The following is a 21,167-nucleotide window of genomic DNA, read 5'->3' as shown; positions in this document are numbered from 1 at the left end:
GAGCGAGACCTACGGTGTTCAGTTCCTGAGGGTGTGACTGTCATCAGATGGCGCTTTAGCCGGTCGGATAAATCTGAAGCCTGTGTGGGCGCCACTAAAACCTGGCCGTAAAAAAGCCCCGACCGGCAGTGGGCCGGGCGGGGCTCTTTACAGCGGCAATCAGTGACGCTTGCGATTGCTGATCAAGGTGCCAACGCCGGTATCGGTAAAGATCTCCAGCAGCACGGCATTCGGCACACGGCCGTCGATGATGTGCGAGGTGTTAACGCCGCCCTGAACCGCTTCCAGTGCGCAACGGATCTTTGGGAGCATCCCGCCGTAGATAGTGCCGTCGGCGATCAGGCCATTGACCTGCTCGGTGGTCAGGCCGGTCAGCACCTTGCCTTCCTTATCCATCAGGCCGGCGATGTTGGTCAGCAGCATCAGCTTTTCGGCCTTCAGGGCTTCAGCGACTTTGCCTGCGACCAGATCGGCGTTGATGTTGTAGGACTCGCCATCCGCGCCTACGCCAATGGGCGCAATCACCGGAATGAAATCGCCCTTCACCAGCATGTTCAGCAGGTCGGTGTTGATGCCGACAACTTCACCCACATGGCCGATGTCGATGATTTCCGGCTTGAGCATGTCCGGGGTCTGACGCGTGACGTTCATCTTCTTCGCACGAATCAGCTGCGCGTCTTTACCGGTCAGGCCGATGGCGCTGCCGCCGTGGCGGTTGATCAGGTTGACGATGTCCTTGTTGACCTGGCCGCCCAGCACCATTTCCACCACGTCCATGGTTTCGGCGTCGGTCACGCGCATGCCGTCGATGAAATGGCTTTCGATGGACAGGCGCTTGAGCAGGTCGCCAATCTGAGGGCCACCGCCGTGAACCACGACCGGGTTGATACCCACCGCCTTCATCAGCACGATGTCGCGGGCGAATCCGGTTTTCAGCTCTTCGCTCTCCATGGCGTTGCCGCCGTATTTGATGACAAGCGTCTTGCCAACAAAACGTCGGATGTAGGGCAACGCTTCGGAAAGGACCTTGGCGGCATTGGCTGCGGCATCATGTTCGAGGGTCATTTGGGCTCCACTCAAAATTGGGTCAAAAAGGAAGTTCTAGATCCGGTGCTACGTGTTTCAACTGGGTATGGAAGACGTCCTTGATCCGCTGCAGCTCAAGCTCGGTTTCGGCCTCGAAGCGTAATACCAGCATGGGCGTAGTATTGGAAGCGCGAACCAGGCCCCAGCCTTTCGGATAATCGACCCGCACACCATCGATGCTGGTGAGGTTGGCGTTGCCCCATTGGGCGTCGCGCTCCAGCGCTTCCATGATGCTGAACTTGCGGGTTTCGGTGACTTTGATGTTGATCTCGGGCGTGGACAGATCGTTTGGAAAGGTCTGGAAAAGCTCTTCGGCGCTGAGTTTTTCCTGACTGAGGATTTCCAGCAGACGCGCTGCGCTGTAGATGCCGTCGTCGAAACCGAACCAGCGCTCCTTGAAGAAGATGTGTCCGCTCATCTCGCCCGCCAGCAGCGCGCCGCTTTCTTTCATCTTCTTCTTGATAAGCGAATGACCCGTCTTCCACATAACCGGGCGGCCGCCGTATTCGTGGATCAACGGTATCAGGCGACGCGTGCATTTGACGTCGAAAATCACGTCAGCACCAGGATTGCGCTTGACCACATCGCGGGCAAACAGCATCAGCAGGCGGTCAGGGTAGATGATCGTGCCGGTATTGGTGACGACACCGACACGATCGGCATCACCGTCGAAGGCCAGTCCCAGATCGGCGCCGGTTTCCCGGACCTTGGCGATCAGGTCCTGAAGGTTCTCCGGCTTGCCCGGATCAGGGTGATGGTTGGGGAAATTGCCGTCGACCTCGCAATACAGCGGGATGACTTCGCAATTCAGCGCTTCGATCAATTGCGGGGCGATAACGCCACCTACACCGTTGCCGCAATCCACCACGACTTTCATGCGCCGCGCGAGCACCACATCGCCAATGATCTCGCTGGCGTAACGGTCGAGGATATTGACCTTGATGATGCTGCCTTTGGCGGACGGCAGGTCGTTGGCCTTGATGCGTTCGTGCAGTGCCTGAATCTGCTCGTCTGCCAGCGTATCGCCGGCAATGACGATCTTGAAGCCGTTGTAATCCTTCGGGTTGTGGCTGCCCGTCAACATGACGCCGGTTTTCCCCGCCAGTACGTGAGTGGCGTAGTACAGCGCCGGCGTGGGCACCAGACCGATGTCGCTGACGTGGCAGCCACTGTCATGCAGCCCCTTGATCAAGTCCGCGACCAGCTCAGGCCCCGAGAGTCGACCGTCGCGGCCTACCGAAACATGCGGCTCGCCCTGCGCGAAACTTTCCGCACCGACGGCGCGGCCGATCCAGTAGGCGGTCTCGGCGTTCAGCGTATCGCCGACGATTCCGCGAATGTCATAAGCGCGGAAAATCGTCTCGGGAAATGGCGGGGCGATGGAGGCGGTGCTGCTCATGACGCGGGATGGCTCCGACTGCGGGGAGTCAGGGTGGTCATCGATCAGGTCGAGGTCGAGGATATCGGTGTCCTGGAACAGCGGGTCGGTCAGGTGGTCATCCTCCGACACAACGGGAGGGAGCGGTGCGGCGCCGTGGGGCGGTCTCCCGGCTGGCTGACCCTGTTCTGTCGACCCCGCTGCCGCTGGATTATTGCGCAGCGAGAACCGCGCCATGCTCTGAGCGAGCCCGTTCAACGCGGGCAGGCTCAAGCTGAAGGCCTTGACGGCCTTGCCCCCGGAGAGTTCTTGCAGCAGTTGCTCAAGCTGCCGCGCGTCGGCAGCAACCCGGCGCTTGAGTGCACTCTCGTTCAGATACAACCCCAACAGCATCGCCCCGGCGGCAACCAGCAAGGCGAGCAGCAGCATCAGCCAGGGCGTCGAGCCTTGCAGCGCGGGGCCGGCCGCAAAGGTCAGTTTCCAGTTGGGGTAGCCGGTGGAAAATTCTTGTGGACGGCTGCCGTCGTCTTCGCCGCGCGTGAGAAAATTCTGCGCGGTGGCGTTACCAAACTGCTGAACGAGCACCACCTGACCCGCATCGGCGGGTGTCTCGGGGAGCGCATTGATCAGCCGCTGTGGGTTAAACGCCAGCAACAGGGTGCCGGTGATCGGCGCGTCTGGCGCCGTGCGCAAGGGCGCGGCGCTGTAGATCAGCCATGCGTCGCCGACTTTGCGCGCTTCGGGCGCAGGCGTTTCACCCTTGCCGGCCTTGGCCAGCATGTCCAGCGTGGCGAAGCTGATCGGCAGCGCGCTTTGGGTGTCTACGCTGTTGAATCCCACAGGGTTGAGCCGTGCGCCTATCACGCCGTCTCGATAACGCAATTGAGCCTGCGCGCTCTCGATGACCGACGGATTGTTGCTCAACAGGGCCTGGCTCAGCGCGGCGTCCATCGCGGCGGCCTGGGTGTCGGCGTTGATCTGGCGCAGGGCCTTGTTGACGGCCCCGGCTTGCGCGCTGCCCCACGCCTGAACCAGCTGCTCCTGTTGCTGCGGCTGGCTTTGAATGGCAAGCCACACCAGCACCATTGCCGCGAGCAGGCCGATGAGCGAAGGAATGAGGCCGGGACTTGCCAGGCTCAGATTGGCGTCTTTGCCGGCCGGGGCACTTGTTTCCGGAACGGGGGTCGCTTTGGCTGTGCGTTTGATGCCTTTCAAACTAACTCTCCCTGCTGGGTCGTCCTGACGCGTTCTTGTTGTTTTCGCACCGCTCAAAGCCCGTCAGGCCAAAAGCGATGCGTTAGCCAAAGTGAGTGTTTGTGACAGGATCAATGGCTGCCGGAGTGGCCGAAGCCGCCTGCGCCGCGCTGACTCTCGTCAAAGTCTTGGACGATTTCAAAGTGCGCCTGCACCACCGGCACCAGTACAAGCTGAGCCAGACGCTCGCCGATGGAGATCTTGAAAGCGGTCTGGCCACGGTTCCAGCAGGAGACCATCAGCTCGCCTTGGTAGTCGGAGTCGATCAGGCCCACCAGGTTGCCCAGCACGATGCCGTGTTTATGCCCCAGGCCCGAGCGCGGCAGAATCAGTGCAGCCAGGCCAGGGTCTGCGATGTATATCGACAGCCCGGTAGGAATCAGGAGGGTCTGACCCGGTTCGAGCAAAGTGTCTTCTTTCAGCATGGCGCGCAGGTCGAGGCCGGCCGAGCCAGAAGTGGCGTAAGCGGGAAGCGGGAATTCGCTGCCAATGCGAGGGTCGAGGATCTTGGCTTGTAGAGCGTGCATTCGTGATTAAACCTGGTTCATGCGATCGGCGATAAAAGTCACCAGCTGCCGCGCGATCTTGGCTTTGCTGGTCTGGGCGAAGAGCGTCGCTTGCAACGCTCGGTCGATCACGCTGCAGGCGTTTTCTTCGCTGTTGAAGCCAATGCTGGGATTGGCGACGTCATTGGCGACGATCAAATCAAGGTTCTTGTCTTTGAGCTTGCGTGCGGCGTAATCGAGCAGGTGTTCGGTTTCGGCCGCGAAGCCGACGCTGAACGGGCGATCCGGGCGCTGTGCAATGCTGGCGAGAATGTCCGGGTTACGGACCATCTGCAGCAGAAGACCATCACCGGTGGTGGGATCTTTCTTCAATTTCTGTGTGGCGACGACTTCCGGCCGGTAGTCCGCAACGGCTGCCGAGGCGATGAAGAGATCGCAAGGCATGGCATTTTCGCAGGCGGCGAGCATGTCCCGGGCACTGACAACGTCGATGCGCGACACCCGGTCAGGCGTCTGCAGGTTCACCGGGCCGGTGATCAGGGTGACGCGCGCGCCCGCTTCGGCAGCGGCTTCGGCCAGGGCGAAACCCATTTTTCCGGAGCTGTGGTTGGTGATATAGCGAACCGGATCGATGTTTTCCTGGGTAGGGCCGGCAGTGATCAGCACATGCTTGCCGGTCAGCGTCAGGCGTTGGAAACAATCGGCGGCAGATTGCGCCAGATCATTGGGTTCGAGCATGCGCCCGTAGCCTACGTCGCCACAGGCCTGACTGCCGCTGGCCGGCCCAAACATGCGAAAGCCGCGCTGTTCGAGCAGTTGCAGATTGGCCTGCACGGAGGGGTCGCGCCACATGGCCTGATTCATCGCGGGCGCGACGGCGACGATAGCGTCGGTCGCCAGCACCACGGTGGTCAGCAAATCGTTGGCAATGCCTTGGGCCAGACGGGCCATGAGGTCGGCGGTGCCCGGTGCGATAAGAATCATGTCGGCCCACTTGGCCAGCTCGATATGACCCATGGCGGCTTCCGCTGCGGGGTCGAGCAAATCCAGGTGAACGGGGTGGCCGGACAGGGCCTGCATGGTCAGCGGGGTGATGAATTCAGCGCCGCCTTTGGTCATGACGACGCGGACTTCCGCACCGTGGTCGCGCAAACGGCGGACCAGTTCGGCGCTCTTGTAGGCCGCGATGCCACCGCCGACGCCGAGAACGATGCGTTTTCGATACAGCCGCTGCATAGGCCTGCCTTTAGGTCGGTTAACACGCGGCAATCATTACGCCTCCCCAGGCCTGACCGTCGCGCAAAAAAGAGCGGCTAAGATAGCACAGCGACCGCACGGGAACAGCGGCGCCACATACAGGGAGCTGCTATGAGTATTCGCGATTGGCCGGCGGCAGAGCGTCCGCGGGAGAAGCTGCTGGAGCGGGGGGCGTCGAGTCTGTCGGACGCCGAATTGCTGGCGATTTTCTTGCGCACAGGGGTGTCGGGGAGAAGCGCCGTGGACCTGGCCCGGCACCTTTTGCATCAGTTCGGCAGCCTGCGTGCGTTGCTCGAAGCCAACCTGACGGCATTCAGCAGCGAGTTGGGTCTGGGACCCGCCAAGTTCGCGCAGTTGCAGGCCGTCATGGAAATGGCCCGGCGCAACATGGGCGAGGATTTGAAGCGCGATTCCGTGCTGGAAAACCCGACGCAGGTGCGTCGCTACCTTAAGGCGTTGTTACGGCACGAGCCCCATGAAGTCTTCGGCTGTCTGTTTCTGGACAGCAAGAACCGGGTTCAGACGTTCGAAGTGCTGTTTCACGGCTCGATCAACACGGCGCATGTCCACGCGCGGCAGGTGGTCAAGCGGGCACTGGCCCACAACTCGGCGGGTTTGATCCTTTGTCACAACCACCCCTCCGGCGTCAAAGACGCCAGCGAAGCCGACATCGACCTGACGCGGCATCTGAAACAGGCGCTGGCGCTGGTGGACGTGGTGGTGCTGGATCACTTGATCATCGGCGACGGCGATCCGCTGTCGATGGTTGAGTATGGGTTGATGTAGCGGCCAGGACTGGCTAATCACAGAGATTCTGGGGCTGGACACCGAACGAATGTAGGACCGGCTTTAGCCGGGAAAGCGTCGGTATTCACACCGCAAAATCGACGGTGTGCAAACGGGCCTCTTCCCGGCTGAAGCCGGTCCTACTAAGCATCGCGTGCATCCAGCGGGGGAGCGTATGAGCCCGGTTCCCGATCTCCCGCGAATTACTTCACGGTCACCTTTGAGAAATCCTGACGACCAAACGGGCTCACGCTATAACCCTCGACGTTCTTGCGCAGCAGCGCATAGGCAGTTGGATGCGCAAGCGGCAGCCACAATGCCTGCTTCTGGATCTGCTCTTGAGCCTGGTGATACAGCTTGCTGCGCTGCGCCTGATCGGTCACCGCCTTGCCCTGGCTGATCAGCTTGTCCAGCCCCTCATCGCAGTAGCGCGCGAAGTTGGTGCCGGATTTGACCGCGGCGCAGGAGAACTGCGGCGTCAGGAAGTTATCCGGGTCGCCGTTATCCCCCGACCAGCCCATGAACAGCAGATCGTGCTCGCCGGTCTTGGCGCGGCGGATCAGCTCGCCCCATTCGATAACTTTGATTTCCGCCTTGATCCCCACCGCGGCCAGATCGTTCTGCAGCAACTGCGCGCCGGCGTTAGGGTTGGGATTGAGCAAGCTGCCCGACGGCCGAGTCCAGATCGTCGTCTTGAAGCCGTCTTTCAGACCGGCCTTGGTCAGCAGTTCCTTTGCCTTCGCCACATCATGCTTGTAGCCAGGCAGGTCGCTGGCGTAGCCCCAGGTATTAGGCGGATACGGACCATTGGCCGGGCGCGCCGAGCCTTCGAATACCGCTTTCAGGTAAGTATCTTTGTCGAATGCCAGGTTGATCGCCTGACGCACTTCCGGTTTGTCCAGTGGCGGATGCTGGCTGTTGATCGCCAGGAAAGCGGTCATGAAGGCGTCAGTCTTTTCGACCTTCAGGTTCGAATCCTTGCCGGCTTCAGCGACATCCATCGGCTTTGGCGACAGGGCAACCTGGCACTCGTTGCGGCGAATACGTTGCAGGCGGACGTTGGCGTCCGGCGTAATCGCGTAGATCAGCGCATCAACGGCTGGCTTGCCGGCGAAGTAATCCGGATTGGCCTCGTAACGGACCACCGAGTCTTTCTGGAAGCGCTTGAAGATAAAAGGCCCGGTGCCAATCGGCTGGCTGTTGAGCTTCTCCGGCGTACCGGCCTTCAACAGCTGCGCGGTGTACTCCGCGGAATAAATAGAAGCGAAGCCCATGCTGAGCGTTGCCAGAAAGGTCGCATCCGGGTGGTCCAGGGTGATGCGCACTGTGGTGGCATCGGTCGCTTCGACTTTCTTGATCAGCGACGGCCATTGCATGGATTGCGCGTGGGGGAAGCCCTGCACAGCGACCTTATTCCACGGATTGGCCGGATCGAGCATGCGCTGGAAGCTGAACACCACGTCGTCAGCGTTGAGCTCGCGCGTGGGGGTGAAATAGTCGGTGTGATGGAATTTCACGCCGGCGCGAAGTTTGAAGTCGTAGGTCAGCCCGTCCGGCGACACACTCCAGCTCTGCGCCAGGCTCGGAACCAGCTTGGCGTCATAGTCCACCAGGCGGTTCATCAGCACGTCGGCCGAAGCATTGGTGGTGGTCAGCGAGTTGTACTGCACCACGTCAAAGCCTTCGGGGCTGGCTTCCGTGCAGACGCTCAGCGTCGTTGCCGCCTGGGCCAGCAGTGGTGTGGACAGGGACGCGAGCAACAGGGGTAGAACGGCTAGGCGCATGGCGATTTTCCTTTCAGAGAGAGCCCATCTGCCGGCGCAGTCTGGAGAGTCAGTAACCCTAGACCATCGATTGGCGCAGAACAATCGCTGCGGCGCGACGAGTGGTATATTTCCCGCCGCGCCTAACGCCGCTGGCGTTGCCGGGTGAAAGCCCTGGCTTTGTGACAGGCAATTCGTGGTTTGTGTTGTTGCACCGGGGGCTTTCTGGTATAAAGCAGCGCTCTTTTCTAGGGGCCCGCTGCCTTCACCTCAGGTGTGGCCGGTAAGACCCCTGAAGAAACGCGGCGCCTGGCGCCAAATGACTGAGAGATTAAGCGGCCAACCCATGCCGGGTTGGGCATGTGGTTTTAGAGGGCTGAGGCATGTCGAGAGTATGTCAAGTTACCGGTAAGGGTCCGGTAACCGGGAATAACATTTCCCACGCAAACAACAAAACCCGTCGTCGTTTCCTGCCAAACCTGCAGCATCACCGCTTCTGGGTTGAAGAAGAGAAACGCTTCGTACGTCTGCGCGTATCTGCTAAAGGCATGCGTATCATCGACAAGCGTGGTATCACGGTTGTTCTGGCCGAAATCCGCCGTGCTGGCGCGAAGGTCTAAGGGAGAAAATCATGCGTGAATTGATCCGTTTGGTGTCGACCGCTAACACCGGCCACTTCTACACCACCGACAAGAACAAGCGCACGACTCCGGACAAAATCGAAATTAAAAAATTCGATCCGGTTGTTCGTAAGCACGTGATCTACAAAGAAGCCAAAATCAAGTAATTGATTTCTGCCTCTTACAAAAAAGCCCGCAGCGATGCGGGCTTTTTTGTGGGTGAAATAAGGTGGGTCAACTAACAGTCAGGCCTTCTGTTCAAACACCACATAGATCTTGCGGCAGGCCTCCAGCACCTCCCACGTGCCTGTGAACCCTGCAGGAATCACGAAGCGGTCACCCGCGCGCAGGGTTTTCGACTTGCCTGCTTCGTCACGGATGACCGAGACGCCCTGCACGATTTCACAGTACTCATGCTCGGTGTAATTTACCTTCCACTGACCGACTTCCCCTTCCCAGACGCCTGCATTCAGCTGCCCGCACGGGCTGTTGTAATGGTTGTAAACCGTCTGGTTCGGCTCGCCCTTGAGGATCTTTTCAGCAGCAGGGGTGAAACGCTCCGCTGCGGTAGTGGCTTCGCTGAAGTCGACGATGCTTTCGATGCTCATATCTGATTCCTGAAAGTAGGCGCTGCGTGATTGTTGCTTGCCGAGGGCCGGATGGAAAGCACAAGCAAGCCCGAACAGCTGTTGAATAAAATGCACGATCCGGCCAGATTTAGCCCGCTTCTGTCCAATATATTGGAAATCCGTCCAATGCTGGTTTAGGGTGGCGAATGCCTTCGGCCGATCCGATGACGCGTCAGGCCCTGCCCTGAAGCCCGATTCGAGTGCGAAGACGTGCCTATTTCATAAGAGGAGGACGTTTCATGACCACCCTGACTCATGCTGACTGGGAACAACGCGCCCAGGATCTGAAAATCGAAGGCCGTGCTTTCATCAACGGTGAATACACAGACGCCGCATCCGGCTCGACGTTCGACTGCATCAGTCCGGTCGATGGCCGCTTCCTCGCCCACGTCGCCAGCTGTGACGCCGCCGACGCGCAGCGCGCCGTTGAAAATGCCCGGGCTACGTTCAATTCCGGCGTCTGGTCGCGATTGGCGCCGGCCAAGCGCAAGGCAGCCATGCTTCGTCTGGCCGAGCTGATCAACGAGAACGTCGAAGAGCTGGCGCTGCTCGAAACCCTCGACATGGGCAAGCCGATCAGCGACTCCTATGGCATCGACATTCCCGGCTCCGCCCAGGCGTTGAGCTGGAGCGGCGAGGCCATCGACAAGCTGTACGACGAAGTGGCGCCGACCCCGCACGATCAATTGGGCTTGGTGACTCGTGAACCAATTGGCGTAGTGGCGGCCATCGTGCCGTGGAATTTCCCGCTGTTGATGGCGTCCTGGAAGCTGGGCCCTGCGCTGTCGAGCGGCAACTCGGTGATCCTCAAACCGTCGGAAAAATCCCCGCTGACCGCGATCCGCGTCGCCCAGCTCGCCATCGAAGCCGGTATTCCGGCTGGCGTGCTGAACGTGCTGCCGGGTTACGGCCACACCGTCGGTAAAGCGCTGGCGCTGCACATGGACGTCGACACGGCTGTGTTCACCGGTTCGACGAAGATTGCCAAGCAGTTGCTGATCTACTCCGGCGAATCGAACATGAAGCGCGTCTGGCTGGAAGCCGGCGGCAAGAGCCCGAACATCGTCTTCGCTGACGCGCCGGATCTGCAGGCTGCAGCGGAATCTGCGGCCAGCGCCATCGCCTTCAATCAGGGCGAGGTCTGCACAGCCGGCTCCCGTCTGTTGGTCGAGCGCTCGATCAAGGACAAATTCCTGCCGATGGTGATCGAAGCGCTGAAAGCCTGGAAGCCGGGTAACCCGCTTGATCCGTCAACCACCGTTGGCGCGCTGGTCGATACCCAGCAGATGAACACCGTGCTGTCGTACATCGAAGCCGGCCACACCGACGGCGCCAAGCTGGTCGTCGGCGGCAAGCGCATTCTTCAAGAGACAGGCGGGACCTACGTTGAGCCGACGATCTTCGACGGCGTGACCAACGCGATGAAGATCGCTCAGGAAGAGATCTTCGGGCCAGTGCTCTCTGTGCTGACCTTCGATACCGCTGACGAAGCCATTCAGATTGCCAACGACACGCCTTACGGCCTGGCCGCGGCGGTGTGGACGGCTGACTTGTCCAAGGCGCATCTGACCGCGAAGGCGTTGCGCGCTGGCAGCGTGTGGGTGAATCAGTACGATGGCGGCGACATGACTGCGCCGTTTGGTGGCTTTAAGCAGTCCGGCAACGGGCGCGACAAGTCGCTGCACGCGTTCGATAAATACACCGAGCTGAAGGCGACCTGGATCAAGCTGTAAAAGGCCGCGCGCGCTTCAACACTCAGTCGCTGTAAAAACCAACGCAGCCGGGCTTTCATCAAAGCCCGGCTGTTTTGTTTCGTCCTTTTGAGCCACAGGAGCGTGGTGATGCGTTGGGGTACTTATTTCGCTGTGCTGGCGTCGGTATTGAGCGTCGGTCTGGCGCTGGGCGTGAGCATGCCGCTGGTGTCCCTGCGGCTGGAGGCTTGGGGTTACGGTGCGTTTGCCATTGGCGTCATGGCTGCGATGCCGGCCATTGGCGTGCTGCTGGGTGCCAGCCTTGCCAGCCGGCTCGCTTCAAGACTCGGCACCGCCAACCTGATGCGGCTGTGCCTGTGGGCCGGGTCATTTTCAGTGGGTTTACTGGCGTTACTGCCCAATTACTGGATCTGGCTGGTATTGAGGCTGATGCTCGGGACGATCCTGACCATCGTCTTCGTGCTCGGCGAGAGCTGGATCAACCAGTTGGTGATCGAACGGCTGCGCGGCAAGCTGGTGGCGCTGTACGGCAGTTCCTACGCACTGAGTCAGCTGGGCGGGCCGGTGCTGCTGGGCTTCATTGGCACGGGAGCAGATTATGGGTTCTGGGTCGGGACCCTGTTGCTGGCGGTATCGCCGTTTCTGTTGCTGGGCAGAACAGGCGCGCCGAGCGCGGAATCCAGCCATGTGACGCTGCGCGATCTCGGCGGCTTCTGTCGGAGCTTGCCGGCCATTGCGTGGGCCATTGCGTTATTCGCCGGGTTTGAAGCGATGATTCTGACCTTGCTGCCGGTGTATTGCCTGCAACAGGGCTTCACGCCTGAAATCGCTTTGGCGATGGTCAGCACCGTGGTGGTGGGGGATGCGCTTCTGCAACTGCCCATTGGCGCGCTGGCCGACAGGGTTTCCCGCCGGCGGCTGTTTTCCGGGTGTGCGCTGGTGCTGACGGTGTCGAGCCTGGCGATCCCGCTGCTGGTCGACACAATCGCCATCTGGCCGCTGTGGGTGCTGTTCGGCGCCAGTGCGGGCGGGTTGTTCACGCTGTCGCTGATTCTGATTGGCGAGCGCTACCGCGATGACGCCTTGGTGCGCGCCAATGCCCATGTCGCTCAGCTGTGGGGGATCGGTTGCCTGCTCGGCCCCTTGGCGGCAGGCGCTGGCAGCCAGTGGGTCAGCGGTCAGGCGCTGCCGTTGCTGATGGCGGCGGGGGCGCTGGGGTTGGTGATCCTGTCCCAGCGTCCCAAGGCCTTTGGCGCGCAAGCAGTGGCGGCTTAAAGCATCTTTTCCAGGCCGACCGCCGTGCTGAACCAGGCGTTCATCCGGCGCCACCAGTCGCCGGGCTCTTTGGACAGCGTATGGATTTTGCCGTTGTCCTCGGTCACCCATACCAGCCGGTCGTTCTCCAGCTTGACCTGATAGCTGATGGCCGGCGCCATACCCTGAAGCGCCAGCTCGCGCAGGTATTCGGTCAGCTCGGGGCTGTCGACCAGCACGCCGACTTCGGTGTTCCACAGCACTGACCGTGGATCGAAATTGAACGAACCCACGAACATCTTCTGTCGATCAAAAATCATCGCCTTGCTGTGCAGGCTCGATTCCGAGCCGCCCTTGATCAGGTTTGTGTGCAGAAATGCAGGTCCGCTGCCCTTGGCGTTGCTCGGATCGCCTGGCTGGCGGCGCAGTTCGAACAGCTTCACGCCGTGCTCCAGCAGTGCTCGGCGGTAGGGCGCGTAACCGCCGTGTACCGCCGGCACGTCGGTGGCCTCCAGCGAATTCGTCAGCAGGTTCACCGACACGCCTTTGTCCGAGAGTCCGGTCAGGTACACCAAGCCTTCCTGCCCGGGCACGAAGTAGGCTGAGATCAGCATCAGTTCCTTGTGCACGCCGCCCAGATCAGGACTCAATTGAGTCGCCAGCAGCAGATGCGGGTCGGGCTCGCCCCGTGACAGCACCTTGGTCGGCGCGTCCCACAACGCCTGGTTGTGCGCCCAGATCAGCTCATTGAGCCAGGTCTTCATGCGCGGGTGAGTCCGATAGTCCATCAGCCGTTCATACAGGGCCTTCTTCTCAACGTGGGCCTGATCCAGCGACTCGGCCAGCAGAGCGCGCGCTTTGGTCAGATCCTTACGATCGGGTGGCCAGTAGAGGAAGTCGTTGATCGGCTTGCTGAGCGCGCTGTTCCAGTACTGATCGAAGCTGTGACCCAGCTGTTCCGCCACCGGGCCCACGCTGAGCATGTCGATGTCGGTGAAATTCAGATTGGGTTCGGCGTCGAAATACTCGTCACCCAGATTGCGCCCGCCGACGATGGCCACGGCGCCGTCGGCCAGCCACAACTTGTTGTGCATGCGTCGATGCTGCTGGGACAGATTGAACAGCCGGCCCAGATTACGGGTGGCGCCCATGCTGCGGCCCAGATTGAGCGGATTGAACAGGCGAATCTGAATATTCGGGTGCGCAGCGAGTGTGGCGATGACTTCATCCAGCCCGTCGCTGGTGGTGTCGTCCAGCAGGATGCGCACGCGGACGCCGCGGTCGGCAGCTTTGAGCAATTCGTCAACCAGTGCCCGCGTGCTCAGGCCGTCGTGAACGATGTAGTACTGCAGATCCAGGCTGGTTTTGGCGTTGCGAATCAGCTCGGCGCGGGCCATGAAGGCTTCGGTGCTGTTGGGCAGCAGGCGGAAGCCCGAACGGCCCTCGTGAGGCGCCGCCTGGGCCATGATCGAGCGGCCGAATGAAGACTGCACCGCCGGCAGCGCCTGACTCGGTCCGTCAGGAGCGGGCGTATGCGCACAACCGCTGAGGCCGAGGGCGAGAGCCAGGAGGAGGGGCACCGCCCGTAAGTTCGTCAACGCGGTCATCCGAAAATCAGTCATGGCGATATGACCGCGCTTTCTCCTAAAGGTTAAAAGCCGCAAAAGGTTAAAAGCTTCAAAAGGTTTAGCTGCAAAGGTCATGCAGGGTCGGTCCGCTGCATGAGCAGCGCCGTGGCAGCGCCGACCTTGCGCACCGCGTCCTCGATTTGCGCGGTCGGTTTGGCGGCGAAGTTCATCCGCAGGCAGTTTCTGTATTTGCCGGACGCCGAAAATATGCTGCCCACGGCGATCTGTACGCCTTGCCCCTGCAGCGCGCGGTTCAGGCGCAAGGAGTCGAAGTCTTCCGGCAGCTCGATCCACAGCATGAAGCCGCCCTGGGGACGGCTCACGCGGGTGCCTTCCGGGAAGTAACGCGTGACCCAGCCGGTCATCAGGTCGCGACTGCGTTGGTACTGGCCGCGCATCCGGCGCATGTGCGGCTCGTAGTGTCCGGCCTTGAGAAAGTCCGAAATCGCCAGCTGCGGCTGGGTCGCGGTCGAACCGGTGCTGATGTATTTCATGTGCAGCGCGCGATCGAGATAGCGACCGGGCGCGACCCAGCCGACGCGCAGGCCCGGCGCCAAGGTCTTGGAAAACGAGCTGCAGAGCAGGACGCGGCCGTCTTCGTCGAAGGATTTGATCGTGCGCGGGCGAGGGTAGGTGTAGGCCAGATCGCCATACACATCGTCTTCGATGATCGCCACATCGAAGCGTTGCGCCAGGGTCAGCAGTGCGCGTTTACGGTCCTCCGGCATGATGTAGCCCAGCGGGTTGTTGCAGCTCGGCGTCAGCTGTATGGCCTTGATCGGCCACTGTTCCAGCGCCAACTCCAATGCGTCGAGGCTGATGCCGGTGAGCGGGTCGGTGGGGATTTCCAGGGCTTTCATGCCCAGCCCCTTGAGCGCCTGCATGGCGCCGTGAAAGCTGGGCGAGTCGACTGCGACGATGTCGCCCGGCTGGCACACCGAACGGATACAGATGGCCAGCGCCTCTTGGGCGCCAGTGGTGATCACCAGATCGTCCGGATCGATGTTGGTGCCGGAATCCAGCAGCAGCCGCGCGACTTGCTCCCTCAGGCAGCGCCGACCGTGGATGTTGTCGTAATACAGCCCGGGCATGTCGGAGCGACGGCTGATTCTGCCCAGCGCCTGGGTCAGTGGCCGTAAGGTCGGGCTGGTGACGTCGGGCATGCCGCGACCCAGCTGAACCACGTCAGGGCTGGGTGCGGCTCGTGCCAGTTCCAGCACTTGATCCCACTGAGAGATTTCCACCGGGCGCTGGGCGGGGCGGCCTATCGCAGGCAGGGCGGGCGTCTTGCGGCCAGCCGGCACGAAATACCCGGACTTGGGCCGTGGCAGCGCGAGCCCGTTGTCTTCCAGCAATCGATACGCCTGCTGCACGGTGCTCAGGCTGACGCCGTGCTCAAGACTCAACGCACGCACCGAAGGCAGCCGGTCGCCGGGGCGATAAAAGCCGTTTTCGATGCGCGTGCCGAGCAATTCGGCGAGGTTGACGTAGAGGGTCATGGCGTACTCCCACAAGGTGATGCGATCGGTAGACCGATACAGATGTTGGGAAAATACAGCATTCAGCGCGAGAGGAAACCGATCTGTATGCAAAGAATAATAATTCTTTGGATCTGTAATGGTTTTCCATACAGACACATCATGAATCCACTCGAAACCCACCCTGAGGTGTCTGGAAATGAGCGGAATAAGTGATGTTCGGTTAACGCTGTATGCCGGTGAGCTGGTCCGGGAGCAGGACGGGAGCTCGCGCATTAGTGCGCCGGAAGGATTAGGGATGTGGGGGCTGTTTCAGCATCGCCTGGCCAGTCGGCGCGCGTTGTTGAAACTGACTGACGAGCAGTTGAAGGATATTGGCTTGAGCAGCGAGCAGGCGCGCCATGAAGGGCTCAAGCCGTTCTGGCGCGAATGAGGGCTGTGACGCAGTCAGCCTCACAGCGGCGAGTTTCGTTACACCAGTTCTTTGAAGCGGTGCCACAACATCCCCAGCGCCAATAGCGGCGAGCGCAAATGTTTACCGCCGGGGAAGGTGATGTGAGGGACTTTGGCAAAGAGCTCGAACCCGCCGCTGTGTTGGCCGCTGATGGCCTCAGCCAGCAACTTGCCGGCCAGATGCGTCGCGTTCAACCCGTGCCCCGCGTACGCCTGGGCGTAGAACACGTTTGGATGCGTGTGCAGTCGCCCGATCTGCGGCAAGCGATTGGCGCCGATGCCGATCATCCCGCCCCACTGAAAATCGATCTTCACGTCTTTGAGCTGAGGGAACACCTTGAGCATCTTCGGCTGCATGTACGCTGCAATGTCGCTCGGGTCGCGGCCTGAATAGTGACAGGCGCCGCCGAACAGCAAGCGTCGATCAGCCGACAGCCGAAAATAATCCACCGCCACACGCTGATCGCACATCGCGGTGTTGCGCGGAATCAGTTGGCTGGCGAGCTCTTCGCTCAGTGGCTCGGTGGCGATGAGGTAACTGCCGGCGGGCAAGACCTTGCCGCTCAACTCCCCATCGAGCTCGTTGAGATACGCATTGCAGCCCAGCACCAGCGTGCTGGCGCGCACCCGCCCTTGAGCTGTATGAATGTTGACCTCTGTGCCATATTCCAGCCGCGTCGCTGCCGAGTGTTCGAACACCTGCACGCCCAGTGACTGAGCGATGGCGGCTTCTGCCAGCGCCAGGTTCAGCGGATGCAGATGGCCCGAGCCCATGTCCAGCATCGCGCCGGCATAGTTGGGTGAGCCGATGACGCTGCTGAGGTTGCCCGCTTCAATCAATTCCAGCGGGTGTCGGTAACCCAGGCTGCGCAGCTCTTCTGCGTCTTTGGCAAAGCCCTCGAACTCCTTGGGCTTGTTTGCCAGATCGCAGTAGCCCCAGGTCAGGTCGCAGTCGATCTGGTATTTGCTGACGCGCTCGCGGACGATTTCCACCGCTTCGAGGCCCATCAGCTTGAGCTGGCGCACGCCGTCCTCGCCGATGACATTGCTGAACTGGTCCACATCGTGGCCGACGCCGCGGATTAACTGCCCGCCATTACGACCGCTCGCGCCCCAGCCGATCTTGTGTGCTTCCAGCAGCACCACCTTCAAGCCGCGTTCAGCCAGCTCGATCGCCGTGTTCAGCCCGGAAAACCCGCCGCCGATGATGCAGACGTCGGTTTTGATCTCGCCGTGCAGGACAGGGTGGTCAGGCTGAGCATGGCGGGTGGCGGCGTAGTAAGAGGCCGCGTGATCAGACAATCCGGGCTGGGGAGACCGAGCATTCATGTTGAATATCCCGAGAACACTGTTTGGAAAATTTTACGGAGGGTAGCGGGGTGAATGAATCCGGGCAAGAAAATGCCAGCGCATGATCACCCGGGTGTAAGTCCCGGAGGCACTGGGGCACAATCAGCACCTTTCACAGGGAAACTGCCGCGATGGGTTGCAACAGCGAGAAAATCCGCGATTTGCGGCGGCAGATTCCGTCGTTCGAATGCGTGCCGGGGTGCCACGATTGCTGTGGGCCGGTGACCACGTCGTCCGAAGAAATGTCGCGGTTGCCGCGCAAGACACCGGCCGAGCAGGAAGCGGCCCTCAATGAGCTGAACTGCGTACACCTGGGCCCGCACGGCTGCACCGTGTATGACGAGCGGCCGCTGATTTGTCGCCTGTTCGGCACCACGAAAACCCTGCCATGCCCCAACGGTCGCCGCCCTGAGGTCCTGATTCACCCGCGCGCCGAGAAGCAGGTGCATGAGTTCATCGCCTCTACGCGGCAGGTCCTGGTGTAACGACGCCAGATGCCATCAATCCACTGCTAGTGTTCACTCCGGAATCGGCAGGCACAAACTCTCCTTCACCTCTTCCATCACGATGTAGCTCTTGGACTCCCGCACGTGGGGCAGCTTGAGCAGGATATCCCCCAGCAGCTTGCGGTACGACGCCATCTCGGAAATCCGCGCTTTCACCAGATAGTCGAAATCCCCTGACACCAGATGGCATTCCAGCACATGGGGCAGTTTGAGCACCGCGCGGCGGAATTCTTCAAAGGTGTCACCGGACTTGTAGTCCAGGCTGATCTCGACAAACACCAACAAGCTGGCTTTGAGGTTCTGCGGATTGAGGCGGGCGTTGTAGCCCATGATGATGCCTTCACGCTCCAGACGCCGGACCCGCTCCGTACACGGCGTGGTAGACAGCCCGACGCGTTCGCCCAGTTCGGTGAAGGAGATCCGGCCGTCGTTTTGCAGGATGCGCAGGATATTGCGGTCGATCTTGTCCAGCTCGCGTTTGGACTGGTGCTGGGTACGCATCGAAGAGCCCTCTGCCAAAGCGTCGGTTGCCGAGAAGAAATGCCGAATATAGGCGTTTATATAGTCAAAAGCACTGCTCACGCCTTTTTATACTGCGCACATCCTTGCTTAAAACTTGAAAACGTCAGCGGACATCCGCGATGAGGGAATCAACATGCGCGTTCTGGTCCTTGGAAGTGGCGTAATCGGTACCACCAGTGCGTATTACCTGGCGCGTGCGGGCTTCGAGGTGACGGTCGTTGACCGTCAGCCGGCCGCGGCCATGGAAACCAGTTTCGCCAACGCCGGGCAGGTGTCGCCGGGCTACGCCTCCCCATGGGCGGCACCGGGTGTGCCGCTCAAGGCCCTCAAATGGTTGCTGCAGCGCCATGCGCCGCTGGCAATCAAGGCGACGGCCGATGTCGATCAATACCTGTGGATGGCGCAGATGCTGCGCAACTGCACCCAGAACCGTTATGCGGTCAACAAAGAGCGCATGGTTCGCCTCTCCGAATACAGCCGCGACTGCCTTGATGAGCTGCGTGCCGAGACCGGCATTGCCTACGAAGGCCGCAGCCTCGGCACCACCCAGCTGTTCCGCACTCAGGAACAGCTGGATAACGCCGCCAAGGACATCGCCGTACTCGAACAGGCCGGCGTGCCCTATGAAGTGCTCGACCGTGAAGGCATCGCCCGGGTTGAACCGGCCCTGGCCAGCGTCAGCAATATCCTCAGTGGGGCACTGCGTCTTCCGAACGATCAGACCGGCGACTGCCAGCTGTTCACCACGCGTCTGGCCGAAATGTGCGTGAAGCTGGGCGTTGAGTTCCGCTTCGGCCAGTCCATCGAGTCCATTGATTTCGCCGGCGACACCATCAAGGGCGTGCGCATCAATGGCACGCTCGAAACCGCTGACCGCTACGTGCTGGCGCTTGGCAGCTACTCGCCGCAACTGCTCAAGCCGCTTGGCATCAAGGCGCCGGTTTATCCGCTCAAGGGCTACTCGCTGACGGTGCCGATCACCGACCCGGCGATGGCGCCGACTTCGACCATTCTCGACGAGACCTACAAGGTCGCGATTACCCGCTTCGACAATCGCATTCGTGTGGGCGGCATGGCCGAGATCGCCGGTTTCGACCTGTCGCTTAATCCTCGCCGCCGCGAGACCCTGGAGATGATCGTCAACGACCTTTATCCTCGCGGCGGCGACCTGCAGCAGGCCAGCTTCTGGACCGGTCTGCGCCCGACGACGCCAGACGGAACACCTATCGTGGGCGCAACGCCGTACCGCAATCTGTTCCTCAACACCGGCCACGGCACGTTGGGTTGGACGATGGCCTGCGGTTCAGGCAGATTGCTGGCTGACCTGATCGCGCGCAAAACGCCGCAGATCAGTGCTGAAGGCCTCGATATTTCCCGTTACGGCAGTTCCAAGGAGATCGCAAAACATGTCCATTCAGCGCCAGCTCACCAATGAGCGCATGAGCCAGTTGGTCGTCCATAACGGCACCGTTTATCTTGCCGGGCAAGTGGCCGACGACATGGCAGCGGGGATTGAGCAGCAGACCCGCGAGACGCTTCACAACATTGAGCGATTGCTGGACCTGGCCGGTACCGACAAGACCCGCATTCTGTCGGTGACGATCTACCTGAAAGACATCGATGCACACTTTGCCGGCATGAACAGCGTCTGGGACACCTGGCTGCCGAGGGGCCTTGCCCCTGCGCGTGCAACGGTTGAAGCCAAGCTGTGCGAGCCTGAGATTCTGGTTGAACTGTCGGTGGTTGCGGCGCTGCCGTAGCTCACCCACCTATATCCATCTATTGACCGACAAGAAGCCCCAGCATGCGTCCAGCCCGCGCCCTTATCGACCTTCAGGCCTTGCGCCACAACTACCAACTGGCGCGCGACACCGCTGGCGCCAAGGCGCTTGCCGTGATCAAGGCGGATGCCTACGGCCACGGCGCGGTGCAGGTTGCGCAGGCGCTGGAATCCGAGGCCGATGGCTTTGCCGTGGCGTGCATTGAAGAAGCGCTGGAGCTGCGTCAGGCCGGGATCAAAGCACCGATTCTGCTGCTGGAGGGTTTTTTCGAGGCCGACGAACTGGCGCTGATCGTCGAGCATGATTTCTGGTGCGTGGTGCATTCCCTCTGGCAACTCGATGCCATCGAGCAAACCGCACTCGGCAAGTCGCTGAACGTGTGGCTGAAGATGGATTCGGGCATGCACCGCGTTGGCATTCACCCGGCGGATTTTCAGGCGGCCCATCAGCGGCTGCTGAACAGCGGCAAGGCCGCGAAGATTGTCTTGATGACCCACTTCGCCCGCGCCGACGAACTCGACAGCGCGCGCACCGATCAGCAAGTGGCCATTTTTCAATCGGCCCGTGCCGGTCTGACCGCCGAACTCAGCCTGCGCAATTCCCCAGCCGTCATGGGCTGGCCCAGCGTGCCAAGTGATTGGGTCCGTCCGGGGATCATGCTTTACGGCGCGACGCCGTTTGATCAGCCGCAATCGGTCGCCGATCGTTTGCAGCCGGTCATGACCCTGGAATCCCGCGTCATCTGCGTGCGTGACCTGCCCGTCGGTGAGCCAGTGGGCTACGGCGGTACATTCGTCGCCGAGCGCAACATGCGCATCGGTGTGGTCGCGATGGGCTACGCCGACGGCTATCCGCGGCAGGCGCCCACCGGCACCCCCGTGATGGTCGACGGGCATCGCAGCCAGTTGCTCGGGCGTGTGTCGATGGACATGCTCTGTGTCGACCTCACCGACGTGCCGGGCGCAGGGCTGGGCAGCCGCGTCGAGCTGTGGGGCAAGAACATCCACATCAGCGACCTTGCGTCCAGCGCGGGCATGATTCCGTACCAGATTCTGTGCAATCTGAAACGCGTGCCAAGGCTTTATACCGGGGCCTGATCGCCGCTCGCCAATCCCCTGCAAACCACTCCTTCGCGGCCAGTCACGGCCGCCAGTCCCTTTGCTGATCCGGCCATGGGCTCAAGTGTTGTAAATACTGAACGCTG

Annotated in this window: 20 protein-coding genes; 10 read left to right on the top strand and 10 right to left on the bottom strand. The window is 61.0% G+C overall.

Going from position 1 to position 21,167, the window contains the following annotated elements; all coding sequences use genetic code 11:
- Window positions 1-159 precede the first annotated feature (159 nt).
- From argB to coaBC, 4 genes are all read right to left on the bottom strand, one after another.
- The gene (gene argB, locus AC07VF_RS07150; protein ID WP_495008359.1) at window positions 160-1,065 is read right to left on the bottom strand and encodes an acetylglutamate kinase; all 906 of its coding nucleotides are present in this window, start codon (window positions 1,063-1,065) and stop codon (window positions 160-162) included.
- A 22-nt stretch (window positions 1,066-1,087) separates the two neighbouring features.
- On the bottom strand, window positions 1,088-2,485 hold the full coding sequence (locus AC07VF_RS07145) for a phosphomannomutase/phosphoglucomutase (protein WP_495008453.1): 1,398 nt from the start codon (window positions 2,483-2,485) through the stop codon (window positions 1,088-1,090).
- Window positions 2,486-3,789: 1,304 nt separating this feature from the next.
- On the bottom strand, window positions 3,790-4,245 hold the full coding sequence (gene dut / locus AC07VF_RS07140; protein WP_192171455.1) for a dUTP diphosphatase: 456 nt from the start codon (window positions 4,243-4,245) through the stop codon (window positions 3,790-3,792).
- 6 nt (window positions 4,246-4,251) lie between these two features.
- Window positions 4,252-5,460, bottom strand: a complete 1,209-nt coding sequence (coaBC, locus tag AC07VF_RS07135) for a bifunctional phosphopantothenoylcysteine decarboxylase/phosphopantothenate--cysteine ligase CoaBC (protein WP_495008360.1) — start codon at window positions 5,458-5,460, stop codon at window positions 4,252-4,254.
- Window positions 5,461-5,592: 132 nt separating this feature from the next.
- Between coaBC and radC the strand changes: the two genes are divergently transcribed.
- Window positions 5,593-6,267 carry a RadC family protein gene (radC, locus tag AC07VF_RS07130; protein WP_192171453.1) on the top strand — a complete coding sequence of 225 codons (675 nt, stop codon included), beginning with the start codon at window positions 5,593-5,595 and terminating at the stop codon, window positions 6,265-6,267.
- 203 nt (window positions 6,268-6,470) lie between these two features.
- On the opposite strand, the gene AC07VF_RS07125 is transcribed toward radC, so the two are convergent.
- Window positions 6,471-8,051, bottom strand: a complete 1,581-nt coding sequence (locus tag AC07VF_RS07125) for an ABC transporter substrate-binding protein (RefSeq protein ID WP_495008361.1) — start codon at window positions 8,049-8,051, stop codon at window positions 6,471-6,473.
- 362 nt (window positions 8,052-8,413) lie between these two features.
- Between AC07VF_RS07125 and rpmB the strand changes: the two genes are divergently transcribed.
- Together rpmB and rpmG are read left to right on the top strand one after the other, a co-directional pair.
- Window positions 8,414-8,650 carry a 50S ribosomal protein L28 gene (gene rpmB, locus AC07VF_RS07120; RefSeq protein ID WP_037016669.1) on the top strand — a complete coding sequence of 79 codons (237 nt, stop codon included), beginning with the start codon at window positions 8,414-8,416 and terminating at the stop codon, window positions 8,648-8,650.
- A gap of 11 nt (window positions 8,651-8,661) precedes the next feature.
- Window positions 8,662-8,817, top strand: coding sequence for a 50S ribosomal protein L33 (gene rpmG, locus AC07VF_RS07115; RefSeq protein WP_010225867.1), 156 nt, complete (start codon window positions 8,662-8,664; stop codon window positions 8,815-8,817).
- Between the two features lie 78 nt (window positions 8,818-8,895).
- Here rpmG and AC07VF_RS07110 read toward each other — a convergent pair whose 3' ends face one another.
- A complete protein-coding gene (locus AC07VF_RS07110; protein ID WP_346627402.1) occupies window positions 8,896-9,258 on the bottom strand; it encodes a cupin domain-containing protein in 363 nt (120 codons plus the stop codon).
- A gap of 260 nt (window positions 9,259-9,518) precedes the next feature.
- Between AC07VF_RS07110 and AC07VF_RS07105 the strand changes: the two genes are divergently transcribed.
- Complete coding sequence (locus AC07VF_RS07105) at window positions 9,519-11,012, top strand: aldehyde dehydrogenase (RefSeq protein WP_346627403.1); 1,494 nt, start codon at window positions 9,519-9,521, stop codon at window positions 11,010-11,012.
- A gap of 108 nt (window positions 11,013-11,120) precedes the next feature.
- Window positions 11,121-12,266 (top strand): MFS transporter, encoded by a 1,146-nt coding sequence (locus tag AC07VF_RS07100; protein WP_495008362.1) that lies wholly within the window; start codon window positions 11,121-11,123, stop codon window positions 12,264-12,266.
- On the opposite strand, the gene AC07VF_RS07095 is transcribed toward AC07VF_RS07100, so the two are convergent.
- Window positions 12,263-13,852 (bottom strand): phospholipase D family protein, encoded by a 1,590-nt coding sequence (locus AC07VF_RS07095; RefSeq protein ID WP_495008363.1) that lies wholly within the window; start codon window positions 13,850-13,852, stop codon window positions 12,263-12,265. The genes AC07VF_RS07100 and AC07VF_RS07095 overlap by 4 nt on opposite strands.
- A 92-nt stretch (window positions 13,853-13,944) precedes the next feature.
- Complete coding sequence (locus tag AC07VF_RS07090) at window positions 13,945-15,372, bottom strand: aminotransferase-like domain-containing protein (RefSeq protein WP_423571964.1); 1,428 nt, start codon at window positions 15,370-15,372, stop codon at window positions 13,945-13,947.
- 178 nt (window positions 15,373-15,550) lie between these two features.
- Here AC07VF_RS07090 and AC07VF_RS07085 point away from each other — a divergent pair, with 178 nt between their 5' ends.
- Window positions 15,551-15,784 carry a DUF1127 domain-containing protein gene (locus AC07VF_RS07085; protein WP_122534158.1) on the top strand — a complete coding sequence of 78 codons (234 nt, stop codon included), beginning with the start codon at window positions 15,551-15,553 and terminating at the stop codon, window positions 15,782-15,784.
- A 38-nt stretch (window positions 15,785-15,822) separates the two neighbouring features.
- Here AC07VF_RS07085 and AC07VF_RS07080 read toward each other — a convergent pair whose 3' ends face one another.
- The gene (locus tag AC07VF_RS07080; protein ID WP_495008364.1) at window positions 15,823-17,133 is read right to left on the bottom strand and encodes an NAD(P)/FAD-dependent oxidoreductase; all 1,311 of its coding nucleotides are present in this window, start codon (window positions 17,131-17,133) and stop codon (window positions 15,823-15,825) included.
- A 152-nt stretch (window positions 17,134-17,285) separates the two neighbouring features.
- On the opposite strand from AC07VF_RS07080, the gene AC07VF_RS07075 reads away from it, so the two are divergent.
- A complete protein-coding gene (locus AC07VF_RS07075) occupies window positions 17,286-17,639 on the top strand; it encodes a YkgJ family cysteine cluster protein (protein WP_346627407.1) in 354 nt (117 codons plus the stop codon).
- A 33-nt stretch (window positions 17,640-17,672) separates the two neighbouring features.
- Here AC07VF_RS07075 and dadR read toward each other — a convergent pair whose 3' ends face one another.
- Complete coding sequence (dadR, locus tag AC07VF_RS07070) at window positions 17,673-18,161, bottom strand: transcriptional regulator DadR (RefSeq protein WP_065988245.1); 489 nt, start codon at window positions 18,159-18,161, stop codon at window positions 17,673-17,675.
- 154 nt (window positions 18,162-18,315) lie between these two features.
- Here dadR and dadA point away from each other — a divergent pair, with 154 nt between their 5' ends.
- The 3 genes from dadA to alr are packed head-to-tail and all read left to right on the top strand — an operon-like array spanning window position 18,316 to window position 21,060.
- Window positions 18,316-19,617: a D-amino acid dehydrogenase gene (gene dadA, locus AC07VF_RS07065; RefSeq protein WP_495008365.1), complete on the top strand. Its 1,302-nt coding sequence runs from the start codon at window positions 18,316-18,318 to the stop codon at window positions 19,615-19,617.
- Window positions 19,589-19,942 carry a RidA family protein gene (locus AC07VF_RS07060; protein WP_192171444.1) on the top strand — a complete coding sequence of 118 codons (354 nt, stop codon included), beginning with the start codon at window positions 19,589-19,591 and terminating at the stop codon, window positions 19,940-19,942. Before dadA ends, AC07VF_RS07060 begins: the two co-directional genes overlap by 29 nt.
- A gap of 44 nt (window positions 19,943-19,986) precedes the next feature.
- Window positions 19,987-21,060, top strand: coding sequence for an alanine racemase (gene alr, locus AC07VF_RS07055; protein ID WP_495008366.1), 1,074 nt, complete (start codon window positions 19,987-19,989; stop codon window positions 21,058-21,060).
- Window positions 21,061-21,167: the final 107 nt, after the last annotated feature.

It is taken from the genome of Pseudomonas sp. GW821-FHT02H06 (assembly GCF_059421525.1).
This window is presented reverse-complemented; position numbering and strand designations above follow the sequence as displayed.